The following is a 16111-nucleotide window of genomic DNA, read 5'->3' on the forward strand; positions in this document are numbered from 1 at the left end:
AATAACTTAAAATAGTTGGCAACCTATTTGCTTTATTAGTCATGACAAATTTAAGAAAATACTCAGTAATGGATATTAAGAGAGAATAATATGAAAAAATCATTAGCCGCTTTATTACTTGCCGCCCCAATGACCTTAGCGTTGTCTGGTTGTATTGTCGTTGCACCTGGCTCAGATGGTGATTACTCACATTTTACGGCTGATCATGAAGAGCGTGAATATCAAAATCGCAAGAAAATTGCTCGCTTAACAGTTGGTATGGAATACTTAGCTGCACAAGATTATCTTGGTGTACCAGATTTTTCAGAAGTTTATGATAAAAATGGTGAATCTATTCAAGTGTTATATTACCGCACTAACCGAGTTCACGCTGATAGTCAAACGACCAAAGATGAGTGCACGCCACTGGTTTTCAAAAACGGCAAGCTGAGCAGTTGGGGCGATAGTGCTTACCAGCAAATCTAAACGGATTTGAGTGTGTTAGCTCGCTAACGCCATGTGCTTACAATATGTACTTTACGACAGGTATTTTACGTAGCGTAAGGCGTTTTACAGCGCCGGCTGTTCATTGTCATCTGAGCAGTTAAATGTCGCGAACGTTGCTAACGAGCAGACCCACTATTCACGACTAACCAATAGGCCAATGCGATAGCTTGGCCTATTTTGTTTCTGCAACCTTATACCAACATCATCACAGGCGCACCGAACGAGTTACTGTATCAAAGCATAATTGTTGGAGGGCGATGTATTTTAATGTTATTTGCTACGTAACATGCAGTCAAATGTATCAACCACTTCGCTCCAGTCTGAGTCTTGTTCTAGCGCTTGTTCGATAAAGCGTGATTGTGATGAGTTCCAAAATGGTGCTTCAGATAAACGCATATGCTCAGGTATGCCTTTATGCCGCTCTATAAATATCTTCATCGACTGTTGGTTGTTGTCCAAACCAAGTTGCGCAAATAAATTGCTAAGATTGTGTTGTGATAAATCCATAGAAACCTCACTGGCTAGCATTATTCGACCTTAGTTATTGCAGTATAGGTGTTGTATCAAATGCATCCAAAAATTCGTTGACTTATTTTCCCTTGCCTTGCTATGGTTCATTGGTAACAGTTTGTTTTTAATTTGGTTTTATGTATGTAATTGGTGTAAAAAAGACATCGATTCATATCTGTGAGGGCAATGATGAACGATGTGAAGTTAAAGACGGATAACGAGGTGAGAGTCGCCTACTTAACGGCTCCGGAGCTAAAACTTGCGGCATCATTGCTGTATCAGGCGTATCATGATGACCCTGTTTTCATGGAGCTGTTTGGCAACGATAGTGGCGACTATGAAAAAAAATTACGCGCGGCCATCCGAGAAGAGCTCGCTGCATTTTGGCAGGCCAAGCAACTCATACTGGGAATATACAGTGGTGAAGCATTAGTTGGCGTCGCCTGCTTACATAGCCCGACTGATGAATTTGGTGCCCAGCGATTTTGGCATTGGCGTTTGAAAATGATGTTATCGGCAGGCTATGTCTCGACTAAGCAAATGATGCAAAAAGAGCAGCAAATCATCGAAGCGGTTACCATGACGCGTTATCATATTTTGTCATTTGTCGCCATTCACCCCTTGCATCAACATCACGGCTTTGGTCACTATTTGATGGCCGCAATTAATACCGTGCTAGAAGAAGATCCTGAAAGTGAAGGCGTTGTTGTCTATGTGACGTCAGATAAATATAAGGCGTTTTTTAATGAGTGCCTTTATACGACGTTAACCGACATTAGCGTTGGTAAGGTGACAGGACCATTAATGGTACATTATCGTGAGCAGATGTCATGACACAAAAGCGCTACACCAGTTTCAAAGAGTTTTATCCGTTTTATTTGTCGCAACACCAACATCCCCGCTGTCGAGCACTACACCTTATTGGCAGTGCTTTAGTTATCGTCCTTTTTCTCTATGCAGTACTAACCGGTCAATATCGTTTACTGTGGCTATTACCTATTGTTGGCTATGGATTCGCTTGGCTCGGTCATGCAGTATTTGAAAAAAACAAGCCTGCGACGTTTACCTACCCTTTGTATAGCTTTATGGGGGATTGGGTGATGTTTTATCAAGAAATTCGCCGTCGTTTAACGCCATAATGTGTATAAGTTGGCATTGAATCAATTAGATAAGGCCTCGTAAACATAGGTGAGTGTTCGCTTTACGCTGAGCGTTACCTATAATACTGCTTTTGTTTTTAGTTTATTGCCATAGTGAAAACAATGACTGAAACCTTTGGATGTATTCCCCTAATTTCAATCAAACCCCAAATAAGCTAATAACCAACCATGAAACTAAATGCTCTGGCGTTTTTGCTTCGCATAACAAACATGACTATGACACCAATAAGCAAGTTTGCATACACAAATCTGCGTTTGTACGATACCAGCATTGTCAGTAAATTGATGACATAATTACCTACACGCTCGCTGGTGATGTAATAGAGTACCTTTGGGTAATTTAAATAACCATTTTTGAGAAAAGTAACATGGCTAAGCCACCACCGGTAACACCTACGCGCTCACGAAGACGCCTATCACATTGGTCAATAATACTCGCGACGGCATTTCTTATAGTGATTGGTCTTGGCTATTTTTTGGGGATAGTTTCTTTGCCATGGCTGTTAATATATGCCGTGACGAGTATTTTCACCTTTTTTGTTTACGGTATCGACAAGTGGTCTGCTAAGCGAGGATCGAGGCGTGTACCTGAAAGTAGCCTACATATTTTATCGTTGATTGGCGGTTGGCCTGGCGCTGCGTGGGCGCAACAGCTATTTCGCCATAAATCGCGAAAACAACCTTTTCGCTTGATCTTTATAGTGACAGTTTTTGCGAATCTGGGTTTGCTTATTTATGCTGTTTATTACGCAAGTCAGCACGGTATCGCCTTTTAACGAAAAATATAGGTGCCTAACATCAATACAATGTTGCCATAGCGACCAGCTGTCGCTAAGTAAGTAGCAAATGGTGACTCGCTTTCTACCGTAAGGAAGGTGGAGATAGGCATACGATATTCGTATTGTTAGTGAAAAGTGCTGTATTTGGTTATTAAATGTCACTTTCGTTTTAATTTTGCGCATACAGCGAATTTTTTCAAAAAAAGTGTTGACCTTGAATCCGAAAAACAGTTTAATAGCGCCCGTCTTCAGGACACGCCCAGATAGCTCAGTCGGTAGAGCAGGGGATTGAAAATCCCCGTGTCGGTGGTTCGATTCCGCCTCTGGGCACCATATTTTAGTTAACGGTGATATCACGGTTAACGGTGCCAAAGCATCAATGATGCTGCACACAGTTTAGTGTGCCGACTTAGCTCAGTTGGTAGAGCAACTGACTTGTAATCAGTAGGTCGCCAGTTCGACTCCGGCAGTCGGCACCATTTATTTGTCATAAAGACACGCCCAGATAGCTCAGTCGGTAGAGCAGGGGATTGAAAATCCCCGTGTCGGTGGTTCGATTCCGCCTCTGGGCACCACTATTTAGTTAACGGTATTTTATACAGTTAACGGTGCCAAAGCATCATTGATGCTGCACACAGTTTAGTGTGCCGACTTAGCTCAGTTGGTAGAGCAACTGACTTGTAATCAGTAGGTCGCCAGTTCGACTCCGGCAGTCGGCACCATTTATAAGAAAGCCCCAACTTCGGTTGGGGCTTTTTTTATGAGAAAAATTAAGTAGCGATGTAGCACGTTGCCGCCTAATTTGCTTGTATATCCTTTCGCTTGTGTATAACTCTCGACTATCTGACACTCATTTATTATGTTTTTACCTCACAGTTAAATACAAGCGCTCGATACTTTCTCTGACAACTTTTAATCTAATGGGATTGCTATAAGCGAGCGTTCAGCTGTTCTACGGTGTGACTGCTTCTCTATATATGTAGTCCGATAACGATAATTTTCGTTTGTTATTTACGCCACTTTATCACCGTCCCACACCAAAACTGGTTGATTTGTAGCCAGATTTTCGTTTTACTAAGTTCTGCTATGTCAATAACTTAAGGTCTACGGTCAAAATGAAAAAAGGTATTTTTGCGTTATTTCCTTTGTTGGTAATTGGGTTTGCCACGCACGCTGATGAGGAAGGTGATATGTCGAAACACACCAAGTTGAGTCCGCCTATTGCGGAAAAAATCCCTAAGACGTTGCGAATCCATGGTGATGAACGCACTGACTACTATTATTGGCTTCGTGACGACAGTCGCAGCGATGCAAAAATATTGGCACATCTACAGGCTGAAACTGATTACGCAGAGGCCAGCTTAGCACATACCGAAAAGTTACAAGCGGCCTTGTATGAAGAAATGATCGGACGCTTAAAAAAGGATGACAGCTCGGTACCGTACACGAAAAATGGCTATACCTACCAAAGCGCTTATCAGCCAGGTAAAGAATACCGCATTTACACTCGCAGTAAACTCGGTAGCACGACTCGCGAAGTGTTGCTTGATGCCAACAAACAAGCTGAGGGGCAAGAATATTATGCCAATGCCGATTTACAAGTAAGCCCTGACAACAAGCTCCTCGCGTATTCAGAAGACGTATTAAGCAGGCGGGTATATGCCGTCAAGTTTAAGGACTTAACGACTGGCAAGTTGTTAACGGATGAGTTAGTTGGCACCACAGGGCAAGTGGTTTGGGCAAACGATTCAAAAACAGTGTTTTATATTGCTAAAGACCCACAAACATTGCTTGGTGATAAAGTTTATCGTCATGTCTTAGGAACCCCACAAGCGGATGATCAGTTGGTGTATGAAGAGAGCGACAAATCTTTTTACACTTGGCTAGGGAAATCACTCGATGATCAATATATTGAAATTTTTCATAATAGTACGGTCAGTCTTGGTGTATCGTTGCTAGATGCAAACAAACCAGAAGGAACGTTTGCTTTAGCCCATCCCATTGAGCGTGATCTTGAATATAGTATTCAACCGCATGGTAATGAGTTTTACATCCTTACCAATCATAATGCGAAAAACTTTAAAATAGCCAAAGTATCCAAAACAGATATTGCTGATAAAACGAAATGGCAAGATGTGGTTAGCCATCAACAGGATACTTTAATTAGCAACTTGCTAGTTCTTAATGATGCGTTGGTTTATACGCAGCGACAAAACGGTTTGATGAGCCTTAAAATTATGGATTTGGCCACGCAAAAGGTAGCTGAAGTGCCATTTAGTGAATCGTTGTACTCGGTCGCGTTAGGTACTAATGTCGACTTTAATGCCGATAAGGTACGGATTAATTATCAAAGTATGATCACACCGGCATCGGTTTATGATATTAACTTGGATTTATCTGCGCGCAACTTGTTAAAGCAAGATGAAGTGCTCGGAGGCTACGATCCACAGCACTATGACTCGCAAAGGATCAATTTGACGGCTCGTGACGGTGTGAAAATTCCAGTGAGTATTCTGTATAAAAAAGACTTATTCAAAGCCGATGGTACTAACCCACTACTTCAGTACGCCTATGGCTCGTATGGTTCGACCAATGATCCTAGGTTTAATAGTTCAGTACTGAGCTTAGTAGATCGTGGCTTTGTCTATGTTATTGCTCATATTCGCGGTAGCTCAATGCTTGGCCGAGCGTGGTATGAAGACGGTAAACTGTTGAATAAGAAAAATACCTTTAACGATTTTGTTGATGTAACCCGCCAATTGGTTGAACAGAAATATGGGGCGAAGGATAAAATATTTGCTTATGGTGGTAGCGCTGGAGGTTTGTTAATGGGCGCGGTCATCAATCAAGCACCTCAGTTGTATAAGGGGGTCGTAGCCGCAGTGCCGTTTGTTGACGTGGTGACTACGATGTTAGATCCGTCTATCCCATTGACGACGAATGAATACGACGAGTGGGGTAATCCTGAAGATAAAACCTATTACGACTATATGCTGTCGTATTCACCATATGACAATATTAAAGCTCAAGATTATCCTAATGTTTTGGTCACGACAGGGTTACATGACTCACAGGTGCAATACTTTGAACCTGCGAAGTGGGTTGCAAAATTGCGTGATTACAAAACCGACAATAACGCGCTGCTATTTCACGTCAATATGGAAGCCGGTCATGGCGGCGCATCGGGACGTTATCAGCGTTATAAAGAACGCGCCATGGTTTATGCCTTTATGCTCGATTTACTTAAATAGCATATCGCTACAGTGACGTTAAGCTAAAAAAGCCTGTTGTTATACAGGCTTTTAACTATCGATGATGATATTTTGGGGCGTTACATTGCGACAATGTTGCGTACCAACATGGAAAGTTGCGCTACTCAGGTTGCTGTCGTTGTTTATTAAGTATGCAACAAAGGATTAGTTTGCCGACTTAGGTTGTTTTTGTAACAAACAATCAAATACGCGCACGTTACGTTTTATTTTATTGTTCATGTTTTGGGCATCGCGTTTACTGCCTAAATAGCCACTACGAACAATATACCAATTACCGCTTTGGACAACACTCATGTTAAACACAGGGCTAACTTTGTTGGCAAGGCGTAATGCATCACTGTATTGGCGAAACGCCCCACACCGCAGTCGATAAGGTGTCGGGTCCGGTACATCATAGGCGTCAATATCGATGTCTTTATTTTTTGTTAGTAAATCTGGGTAGACAAAGTCAGGCTCGGGTAACGCTGGTAACTCAGCTTGCTGTTGCTTACTGACTTTAACCGTGTTGCTGGTAGTCTCTTGGGCTACCTTAGTTTGAGCTTGGCCATCAATTTCTTGTTGTCTTGTGGCAACTTGCTCTGTGGCTATGTCATCAACGACGACTTCATCGGTCACCGTCGAATCTGATTGTGACGATATAGCGATAATGCTTATGATCAAACACAGACAACCACCAGCAATAATACCGTATTTTTTATACAGTGATGATTGTTGTTTGCTGTTGTCGGGTTGATCGTAGCGTCTCGGGCGTTTCCCTGACGTTTTATTAATGTAATCCATACCAGTGTTATTAGCGCTTATCTTTTAATTTGAATGCATAGGCAAAGGAGAGCGTGACGATTAGCATAATCCCAGTACCCGTTTATTTTTAGACGATTGCTTGATTGGCTATTTAACCACTGTGGTCAGCCAAATTCAAAGGGTTCCGTGCATTTAAAGGAAAAATTTTATGGTCTATGTTGTTGTTAACACGACATGGTGAACATTCGATGTGATAGCTCATCATAATGGTATTGCAGGAAACTATATTGTTAAACGCTAGAGCGGTTGCAGTTGGTAATAAAAAACGCCAACAGGTTGTTGGCGTTTACTAAGGACATTATCGGTTTATTCGTCTACCCGATCACCGATTTTATTGAGAACGTCAACCGCACCATCGCATACCGCGATGATCGATTTACCTTTTTTAAATTCGTCAGAAATAATGACACGACCACCGTTTTTTTGCGGGAATGTGGCAACTTCGTGATTTAACTGCAGTGAGTCGATGTCGTAGTAGAGAATGGTTACTTGACGTTGGATAATTTCATCAGCCATGAGATGTGTTTACTAACTCCAATAAATATAGGGTTGAAATCGCATTACACCGACCTTGGTATGCGGTTTTCAGCCTTCCTTTGTGTCCAGTCCATGGCCGTTAAATTCATGTTAATAGGGCTATTTATATCGAACTCAGCACGATAAGTAAACTAATAAACGAAAACAGTACTTTTATTATGGAAAAAGGGTGACAACCTGTTCGGTTTAGGGTTTAATCAATAGTCCGTGAAAATGCCGATTGTCGTGATATATCACACGATAATCTTAATCGCTTTTCGTGCCAAGTAAGGTGCAAATCAATACGCCACTACGGTTAAAAATAAAATCAATAATTCCGGCGTCGAGCGAAAGAATGCAGTGCAGAAACATAGCCATTTATGCTATGATTCTTGCGTGATAATAATAATTGAGAGTCCATCCGCTAGGGGTGTGTCTCAAGTTTAGGGAAAGCATCGTTTTATGACCGATCTGGCTAAAGAAATCGTTCCTGTTAACATTGAAGACGAATTAAAAACGTCTTACCTCGATTATGCGATGAGTGTTATCGTAGGGCGTGCTTTACCTGATGTACGAGATGGTTTAAAACCGGTACATCGTCGTGTGCTATATGCAATGCACGATTTAGGTAATGATTGGAACAAGGGTTACAAAAAATCCGCCCGTGTTGTAGGTGACGTAATCGGTAAATATCACCCTCATGGTGATACTGCGGTTTATGACACTATCGTGCGTATGGCGCAACCATTCTCATTACGTTACATGCTGGTAGATGGCCAGGGTAACTTCGGTTCTGTCGACGGCGACTCAGCCGCGGCAATGCGTTATACCGAAATTCGCATGCAAAAAATCTCGCATGCATTACTTGCCGATCTTGAAAAAGAAACGGTTGATTTTGTTCCTAACTATGATGGTCAGGAACAAATGCCAGCCGTACTGCCGACTCGCGTACCTAACCTGCTTATTAATGGTTCATCAGGTATTGCTGTTGGTATGGCAACCAATATTCCACCGCACAACCTAACCGAAGTCGTTAACGCTTGTGTAGCGATGATCGATAACCCAGACATTACCGTTGACGAGCTTATCGAGTATATCCCTGGCCCAGATTTTCCAACAGCGGGTATTATTTCTGGCGTTTCAGGTATTCATGAAGCTTACCGTACAGGCCGTGGTAAATTAAATATTCGTGCCCGTACCGAAATCGAAGTTGACGAAAAAACCGGTAAAGAAACCATTGTTGTTCACGAATTACCATATCAAGTGAACAAAGCTCGTCTAATCGAGAAAATGGCTGAGCTGGTTAAAGACAAGCGTCTTGAAGGTATTTCTGCGCTGCGCGATGAGTCGGATAAAGACGGCATGCGCATGGTCATTGAAGTTAAACGTGGCGAAGTCGGTGAAGTGGTTCTTAACAACCTATTTAAACTGACGCAAATGCAAGTAAGTTTTGGTATGAATATGGTTGCTTTGAGCAACGGTCAGCCAAAATTGTTTAACCTTCGTGATATGATCGACGAATTCATTCTACATCGTCGTGAAGTGGTCACGCGCCGTACTATCTTTGAATTGCGTAAAGCTCGTGAGCGTGCTCACATCCTTGAAGGCTTAGCGGTTGCATTATCAAATATCGATCCGATTATTGAATGCATTAAGAGCTCACCAACGGCTGCAGAAGCGAAAGAAAAGCTGACTTCGCAAGGTTGGGCACTTGGTAATGTCGCTAACATGCTTGAGCGTGCAGGTGTTGATGCCGCGCGTCCAGAATGGTTAGAGCCAGAATTTGGTATTCGCGATGGTAAGTACTTCTTAACGGTACAGCAAGCGCAAGCTATTCTTGATCTTCGTCTGCAAAAGCTTACTGGTTTAGAACATGAAAAGATTCTAAATGAATACAAAGAGTTATTAGACTTCATCGCAGAGTTGCTACATATTTTAGCTAGCCCAGAGCGTTTGATGGAAGTGATTCGTGAAGAGCTAGAGCAAATTCGTGAAGAGTTTGGTGATGAACGTCGCAGTGAAATTTCATTGGTATCGCACGATTTATCACTTGAAGATTTGATCACAGAAGAAGATGTCGTTGTTACCCTTTCTCATGAAGGCTACTGTAAGTACCAACCGCTAAGTGAGTACGAAGCGCAGCGCCGTGGTGGTAAAGGTAAAGCAGCGACCAAGATGAAAGATGAAGATTTCATCGAGCGCTTGCTGGTTGCCAACACCCACGACACCATTTTGTGTTTCAGTAACCGTGGTAAGCTGTATTGGTTGAAGGTTTACCAGTTGCCATTAGCGACGCGTACCGCACGCGGTCGTCCGATTGTTAATATTCTGCCATTAGAAAATGACGAACGTATCACGGCTATTTTGCCAGTTCGTGAATACGAAGCTGATAAGTTTATCGTTATGGCAACGGCATCGGGCACCATTAAGAAGACGCCACTTACTGCGTATTCACGTCCTCGTGCTAACGGTATTATTGCCTTGAACTTACGTGATGATGATACCTTAATTGGTGTTGATATTACCGATGGCACCAATGACATCATGTTGTTTAGTGATGAAGGTAAAGTGGTTCGTTTTAATGAAATGGCGCGTGATGCCGAAACGGGTGAGATTAAAATCGACCCTGAAACAGGTGAACAAGTTCATGCATTGCGTGCGATGGGCCGTACGGCTACCGGTGTTCGTGGTATTAAGCTTGAAGGCGATCAAAAAGTGGTATCACTTATTGTTCCACGTTCTGAAGGGGCGATTTTAACCGTAACGGAAAATGGCTATGGTAAGCGTACCGAGCTTGAGGAATACCCAGCTAAATCTCGTGCAACCAAAGGTGTTGTCTCGATCAAAGTCAGTGAACGTAACGGACCTGTTGTTGGTGCTGTTCAGGTAGACGATAACGATGAGATTATGTTGATCACTGATAACGGTACCTTGGTTCGTACTCGCGTTAATGAAGTGAGTGTTATTGGTCGAAATACCCAAGGGGTACGACTGATAAGAACCGCTGAAGATGAGCATGTTGTTGGCTTGCAGCGAATTGAAGAAATCGATGCAGATGATGATGAGCTAATTGATGGTGAAGTTACTGAATCTACATCAGAAGCGACATCTAACGAAGCTGATAATCAGCAAGCGATAGAAGATGACGCAAACAACGAGTAAGTTGTCATAATGACATAGTAAAATGAGCGGTTAATTCCGCTCATTTTGTTTTTAACGCCCTGTGAATATCAGATCCTTGGCAAAGATGGTTACCTGTCATTCTTCGATGCGGTAACGTTAAACCTCAATGTTAGGTAATACTCTAAATATAAGTAGCATAATGAAAGACGTATTTAATTTTTGCGCCGGTCCGGCAATGTTACCGAAACCTGTCATGCAACGTGCGCAGCAGGAGTTTTTAAACTGGAACAACACGGGCTGTTCGGTGATGGAATTATCTCACCGTGGCAGTGAATTTATGGCGTTAGCGGCCCAAGCCGAAGACGACTTACGCCAACTGATGAATATTCCAGATAACTACAAAGTATTGTTTTGCCATGGCGGCGGTCGAGGTCAGTTTGCCGCGGTACCGTTAAATTTACTCGGTCGCGAACAAACAGCTGATTATATTGTCAGTGGCTCTTGGTCTAAAGCAGCGGTAGCCGAGGCTGAAAAATTTGGTGATATTCGTCAAATCGACGTGTTGACTCAAGTGGATGGAAAGCATGCGGTGAAGCCGGCAAGTGAATGGGGTATTAATCCGAATGCCGCGTATGTGCACTATTGTCCAAACGAAACCGTTGACGGGATTGAAATTTTTGAGGTGCCCGACACTGGCGATATCCCTTTGGTTGCTGATATGTCGTCAAATATCTTGTCACGAAACATCGATGTATCCAAGTTTGCGTTAATCTACGCTGGCGCGCAAAAAAATATCGGTCCATCGGGTTTGACCTTAGTCATCGTTCGCGATGATCTGCTTGGTCGTCAGCAGCAAGGCACCCCGGTAATTATGGACTATCAGCAAACCGCTAAGTCAGATTCTATGTTTAATACGCCACCAACTTATGCTTGGTATTTGGCATCGCTTGTCTTCGAGTGGCTAAAAGACCTTGGCGGTGTGGCAAAGATTGAAAAACTTAACGCTGAAAAAGCCGCTGTTCTGTATGACTATATTGATCAATCAGAATTTTATTTGTCGAAAGTCGATAATGGTAATCGTTCAAAAATGAACGTGCCATTCTACTTAGCAGATGAATCTTTGAATAGCCTATTTTTAGACGAAGCAAAGCAAGCTGGTTTATTAGCGCTTAAAGGCCATCGTTCGGTTGGAGGCATGCGCGCGAGCATTTACAATGCGATGCCTATTGCAGGTGTGCAAGCATTAGTCGCCTTTATGCAAGCGTTTGCCATAAAACATTCATCGTAATAATCAACTAATCATCATTATTGTGTAAAGGAAGTACTATGTCGGGATCTTTAACTTTTGTGGCCAAGCCTGTCGCGGGTAATGTTGCTGGTGATGTTTTGGTACCGGGCGATAAATCTGTATCACATCGCTCTATTATGTTTGGCTCTCTAGCTGATGGTGTATCGCACGTTAAAAACTTTTTGCCCGGTGACGACTGTCTCGCGACGATGAACGCATTTAAAGCTATGGGCGTGCAAATAGAAGGACCTGATGCCGATAACAATGTCACCATTCATGGTGTTGGTATTCATGGTTTGCAACAGCCCAAACAACAAATAGATATTGGCAACTCAGGTACCTCCATTCGCTTAATGTCAGGCATTTTAGCAGGTCAAAATTTTGCTACATCAATGGCAGGAGATGTGTCATTGAATAAGCGACCTATGATGCGAGTAGTAACACCTCTGCAGCAAATGGGAGCCGATATTCACGCCAGTGACGATGGTACCCCGCCGGTCGTAGTAAAAGGTGGTAGTATTTTAACGGGTATTGACTATGTATTACCAATGGCCAGCGCCCAAGTTAAGTCATGTGTGTTGTTGGCAGGATTATATGCTAACGGCACAACGACGGTAACCGAACCTGGTATCACTCGCGATCATACCGAACGTATGCTCAAAGCGTTTGGTTACCAAGTAGATGTTGATGGTAATAAGGTATCTGTGCAAGGTGGTGGACGCTTAACGGCGTGTGATATTACCGTACCTGGTGATATATCATCAGCGACTTTTTTTATTATTGCCGCTTTGATTGCCAAACAGGGCAGTTTAACATTGCGTAATGTTGGTATGAACCCGACGCGTATTGGTGTGCTAAACATTGTTAAACAAATGGGTGGCAACATAGAGATCACAAACCAGCGTTTTGCCGGTGCAGAACCTGTTGCCGATTTAGTGGTACATGCATCCGCTTTACATGGTATCGATATTGAAGAAGCCGATGTACCGTTGGCGATTGACGAATTCCCTGCTATCTTTATTGCCGCAGCATGCGCACAAGGCACCACGCGTTTGCGTAATGCACAAGAGTTGCGTGTGAAAGAAAGTGACCGCATTCAAGCCATGGCGGACGGCTTAGTCGAGCTTGGTATTGACTGCACTGTGGTGGATGATGGTATCGATATTATTGGTGGAAAAATGACCGGTGGAAAGATAAATTCACACCATGATCACCGTATTGCTATGTCTTTCGCTATCGCATCGTTACGTGCAAGTGATACAATAACCATACTTGAATGTGAAAACGTTGCAACATCATTCCCAACCTTTGTCGACATAGCCAACCGTGTTGGTTTGCACATTGAACAGAACGTAGAAAAGCAACAATAAAACAAAATTAGGATAGTTATGCCAGATTCAATCCCTTTAATTACAATTGATGGTCCAAGCGGTGCAGGTAAGGGGACAGCAGCAAGGATGGTTGCTGATCAGCTTGGTTGGAATTTCTTAGATAGCGGTGCCATTTATCGTGTGTTAGCGGTTGCCACAGAGCATCATGGTATTGACGTCGATAACGAAGAAGCGGTTATTCCGTTAGCATCACATTTGGATGTTGAATTCACTATCGGTGACAATGGTGAGTCGCGTATCTTACTTGAAGGTGAAGACGTCACTGACAATATTCGTACTGAAGTGGTTGGTGCTATTGCCTCAAAAGTGGCGGCATATCCGCGTGTACGTGAAGCGTTATTGCGTCGCCAGCGTGCATTTCGCGAAGCACCTGGGCTAATTGCCGATGGTCGAGATATGGGCACGGTTGTTTTCCCTGACGCCAAAGTCAAAGTATTCCTAGATGCTAGTGCCGAAGAGCGTGCAAAAAGACGATTTTTACAGTTGCAAGAAAAGGGTGAAGATGTTAGTATCGAGCGCCTTTTGGAAGATATCCGTCAACGGGATGAGCGAGATCGCAATCGCGCAGTAGCGCCATTAGTCCCGGCCGAAGGTGCGTTAATTATTGATTCTACGCAATTATCAGCAACGCAGGTGGTTGAGAAAATCCTTGCATTTGCCAATGAAAAATTGAGCTAAATCAGCACATTTCTGAGTAAGAAATAAACCAAAATTAGCGCCGAAAGATTTTATGATATCAACCAATCCCGGTTGATATCTTTGTTTATGGCTTACTGCAAGGAAGCACGAAGTCAATTTAACAACCCCATGAAACAATGACGTTGATTGGATTAATAACTGAGTTACATACAAGTTATGACTGAAAATTTTGCACAGCTTTTTGAAGAAAGCTTAAAAGAAATCGAAACACGCCCTGGTTCAATCATCAAGGGTATGGTTGTACGCATCGAAAAAGATAACGTATTAGTTGACGCTGGCCTTAAGTCAGAGTCTGTTATCTCTATCGACCAATTCAAAAACTCTGCTGGTGAAGTAGAAATCAACGTTGGCGACGAAGTTGACGTAGCTCTAGACGCTACTGATGACGGTTTCGGTGAAACTATCCTTTCTCGTGAGAAAGCGAAGCGTTTCGAAGCTTGGCAGTTCCTTGAAAAAGCTTACGAAGAGAAAGAGACTGTTGTTGGTGTTATCAACGGTAAAGTTAAAGGTGGCTTCACTGTTGAAGTTTCTAACATCCGTGCCTTCCTACCAGGTTCTTTAGTAGATGTTCGTCCAGTACGTGACACTGCGCACCTTGAAGGTAAAGATTTAGAATTCAAAGTTATCAAGCTTGATCAAAAACGCAACAACGTTGTTGTTTCTCGTCGTGCAGTTATCGAATCAGAAAGCTCAGTTGAGCGCGATGCACTTCTTGAAAACCTACAAGAAGGTCAAGAAGTTAAAGGTATCGTTAAGAACCTTACTGATTACGGTGCGTTCGTTGACCTTGGTGGTATCGACGGTCTACTACACATCACTGATATGGCTTGGAAGCGTGTTAAGCACCCAAGTGAAATCGTTAATGTTGGTGACGAAATCAGCGTTAAAGTTCTTAAGTTCGACCGTGAGCGTACCCGTGTATCACTAGGTATGAAGCAATTAGGCGAAGATCCATGGGCAGCTATTGCTAACCGTTACCCAGAAGGTTCTAAGCTAACTGGTCGCATCACTAACTTAACTGACTACGGTTGTTTCGTTGAAATCCAAGAAGGCGTTGAAGGTCTTGTTCACGTTTCTGAAATGGATTGGACTAACAAAAACATCCACCCATCTAAGGTTGTTAACCTAGGTGACGAAGTTGAAGTTATGGTTCTTGAAATCGACGAAGAGCGTCGTCGTATTTCTCTAGGTCTTAAGCAATGTATCCCGAACCCATGGGAAGAGTTTGCTAAGAACTTCAGCAAAGGTGACAAAGTTACTGGTAAGATCAAGTCAATCACTGACTTCGGTATCTTCATCGGTCTTGAAGGTGGTATCGACGGTCTTGTTCACTTATCTGACATTTCTTGGAATGGCGGTGAAGAAGCTGTTCGTGAATACAAGAAAGGCGATGAGATCGCAGCTGTTGTACTACAAGTTGACCCAGAGCGTGAGCGTATCTCTTTAGGCGTTAAGCAAACTGAAGAAGATCCATTCAACAACTACTTAGCAGACAACAAGAAAGGTGCCGTAGTTACTGGTACTATCGTTGAAGTTGATGCTAAAGGTGCTAAAGTTGAGCTAGCTGAAGGCGTTGAAGGTTACATCCGTGTAGCTGACATCTCTCGTGAGCGCATCGAAGACGCAACTACTGAGCTAACTGCTGGTGACAGCATTGAAGCTAAGTTTGTTGGTGTTGATCGTAAGAACCGCGCTATCAGCCTATCTATCAAGGCGAAAGACCAAGCTGAAGAGCGTCAAGCGTTAGAAAACGTTAACGCTGCTGACGAAGGTTCATTCACCAACGCAATGGCTGAAGCATTCAAAAACGCTAAAAACTAATTTACCCTTGTAAATTGATTTAGACGTAGATAAAAGCCGCTCATCTGAGCGGCTTTTTTGTTGCTTGCTGATCGCTAATGTCACCTCAACAGCACTACGTTTCACTGTTATACTCTTCAAATATCACACTTTTTGCGACTTTTAATAAATAAATATCTATTTTTTTGCTTTAACTATTTGAACAAACAAAAATTTTTATTAAAATTACTAGTTAGGTAATCCGAAAGCCTATATAAAGAAAGTAAGGCTTCACCGTAGGGTGTTC

Annotated in this window: 13 protein-coding genes and 4 tRNA genes; 14 read left to right on the plus strand and 3 right to left on the minus strand. The window is 42.8% G+C overall.

Features of this window, described 5'->3' with window-relative positions; genetic code table 11:
- The first annotated feature begins 90 nt into the window (after positions 1-90).
- On the plus strand, positions 91-465 hold the full coding sequence (locus ACAX20_RS05575) for a DUF3192 domain-containing protein (RefSeq protein ID WP_371189163.1): 375 nt from the start codon (positions 91-93) through the stop codon (positions 463-465).
- Between the two features lie 291 nt (positions 466-756).
- Here ACAX20_RS05575 and ACAX20_RS05580 read toward each other — a convergent pair whose 3' ends face one another.
- Positions 757-993, minus strand: a complete 237-nt coding sequence (locus ACAX20_RS05580; RefSeq protein ID WP_371189165.1) for a DUF2789 domain-containing protein — start codon at positions 991-993, stop codon at positions 757-759.
- A gap of 192 nt (positions 994-1185) precedes the next feature.
- On the opposite strand from ACAX20_RS05580, the gene ACAX20_RS05585 reads away from it, so the two are divergent.
- The 8 genes from ACAX20_RS05585 (at position 1186) to ACAX20_RS05620 (ending at position 6186) form a co-directional block, all read left to right on the plus strand.
- On the plus strand, positions 1186-1830 hold the full coding sequence (locus ACAX20_RS05585; protein WP_371189588.1) for a GNAT family N-acetyltransferase: 645 nt from the start codon (positions 1186-1188) through the stop codon (positions 1828-1830).
- The gene (locus ACAX20_RS05590) at positions 1827-2135 is read left to right on the plus strand and encodes an Mpo1-like protein (RefSeq protein WP_371189166.1); all 309 of its coding nucleotides are present in this window, start codon (positions 1827-1829) and stop codon (positions 2133-2135) included. The genes ACAX20_RS05585 and ACAX20_RS05590 overlap by 4 nt, the downstream gene beginning before the upstream one ends.
- A 389-nt stretch (positions 2136-2524) precedes the next feature.
- Complete coding sequence (locus ACAX20_RS05595; RefSeq protein ID WP_371189167.1) at positions 2525-2932, plus strand: DUF1294 domain-containing protein; 408 nt, start codon at positions 2525-2527, stop codon at positions 2930-2932.
- A gap of 260 nt (positions 2933-3192) precedes the next feature.
- Positions 3193-3268 (plus strand) — tRNA-Phe (locus ACAX20_RS05600).
- Between the two features lie 70 nt (positions 3269-3338).
- Positions 3339-3414, plus strand: a tRNA-Thr gene (locus tag ACAX20_RS05605).
- A 20-nt stretch (positions 3415-3434) separates the two neighbouring features.
- A tRNA-Phe gene (locus ACAX20_RS05610) sits at positions 3435-3510 on the plus strand.
- A gap of 71 nt (positions 3511-3581) precedes the next feature.
- Positions 3582-3657 (plus strand) — tRNA-Thr (locus tag ACAX20_RS05615).
- 393 nt (positions 3658-4050) lie between these two features.
- Positions 4051-6186 (plus strand): S9 family peptidase, encoded by a 2136-nt coding sequence (locus ACAX20_RS05620; protein WP_371189169.1) that lies wholly within the window; start codon positions 4051-4053, stop codon positions 6184-6186.
- 165 nt (positions 6187-6351) lie between these two features.
- On the opposite strand, the gene ACAX20_RS05625 is transcribed toward ACAX20_RS05620, so the two are convergent.
- A complete protein-coding gene (locus tag ACAX20_RS05625) occupies positions 6352-6987 on the minus strand; it encodes an SPOR domain-containing protein (RefSeq protein WP_371189170.1) in 636 nt (211 codons plus the stop codon).
- 327 nt (positions 6988-7314) lie between these two features.
- Positions 7315-7524 (minus strand): TIGR02922 family protein, encoded by a 210-nt coding sequence (locus tag ACAX20_RS05630; protein ID WP_371189172.1) that lies wholly within the window; start codon positions 7522-7524, stop codon positions 7315-7317.
- A gap of 462 nt (positions 7525-7986) precedes the next feature.
- Here ACAX20_RS05630 and gyrA point away from each other — a divergent pair, with 462 nt between their 5' ends.
- The 5 genes from gyrA to rpsA all read left to right on the plus strand — a co-directional run bounded on the left by gyrA (position 7987) and on the right by rpsA (position 15846).
- Positions 7987-10686, plus strand: coding sequence for a DNA topoisomerase (ATP-hydrolyzing) subunit A (gene gyrA, locus ACAX20_RS05635; protein ID WP_371189173.1), 2700 nt, complete (start codon positions 7987-7989; stop codon positions 10684-10686).
- Between the two features lie 160 nt (positions 10687-10846).
- Positions 10847-11935 (plus strand): 3-phosphoserine/phosphohydroxythreonine transaminase, encoded by a 1089-nt coding sequence (gene serC, locus ACAX20_RS05640; protein ID WP_371189174.1) that lies wholly within the window; start codon positions 10847-10849, stop codon positions 11933-11935.
- A gap of 38 nt (positions 11936-11973) precedes the next feature.
- Complete coding sequence (gene aroA, locus ACAX20_RS05645; protein ID WP_371189175.1) at positions 11974-13305, plus strand: 3-phosphoshikimate 1-carboxyvinyltransferase; 1332 nt, start codon at positions 11974-11976, stop codon at positions 13303-13305.
- Between the two features lie 18 nt (positions 13306-13323).
- Positions 13324-14004: a (d)CMP kinase gene (cmk, locus tag ACAX20_RS05650; RefSeq protein ID WP_371189176.1), complete on the plus strand. Its 681-nt coding sequence runs from the start codon at positions 13324-13326 to the stop codon at positions 14002-14004.
- A gap of 177 nt (positions 14005-14181) precedes the next feature.
- A complete protein-coding gene (gene rpsA / locus ACAX20_RS05655; RefSeq protein ID WP_371189177.1) occupies positions 14182-15846 on the plus strand; it encodes a 30S ribosomal protein S1 in 1665 nt (554 codons plus the stop codon).
- Positions 15847-16111 lie beyond the last annotated feature (265 nt).

Source organism: Thalassotalea sp. Sam97 (genome assembly GCF_041379765.1).
GTDB lineage: Bacteria > Pseudomonadota > Gammaproteobacteria > Enterobacterales > Alteromonadaceae > Thalassotalea_A > Thalassotalea_A maritima.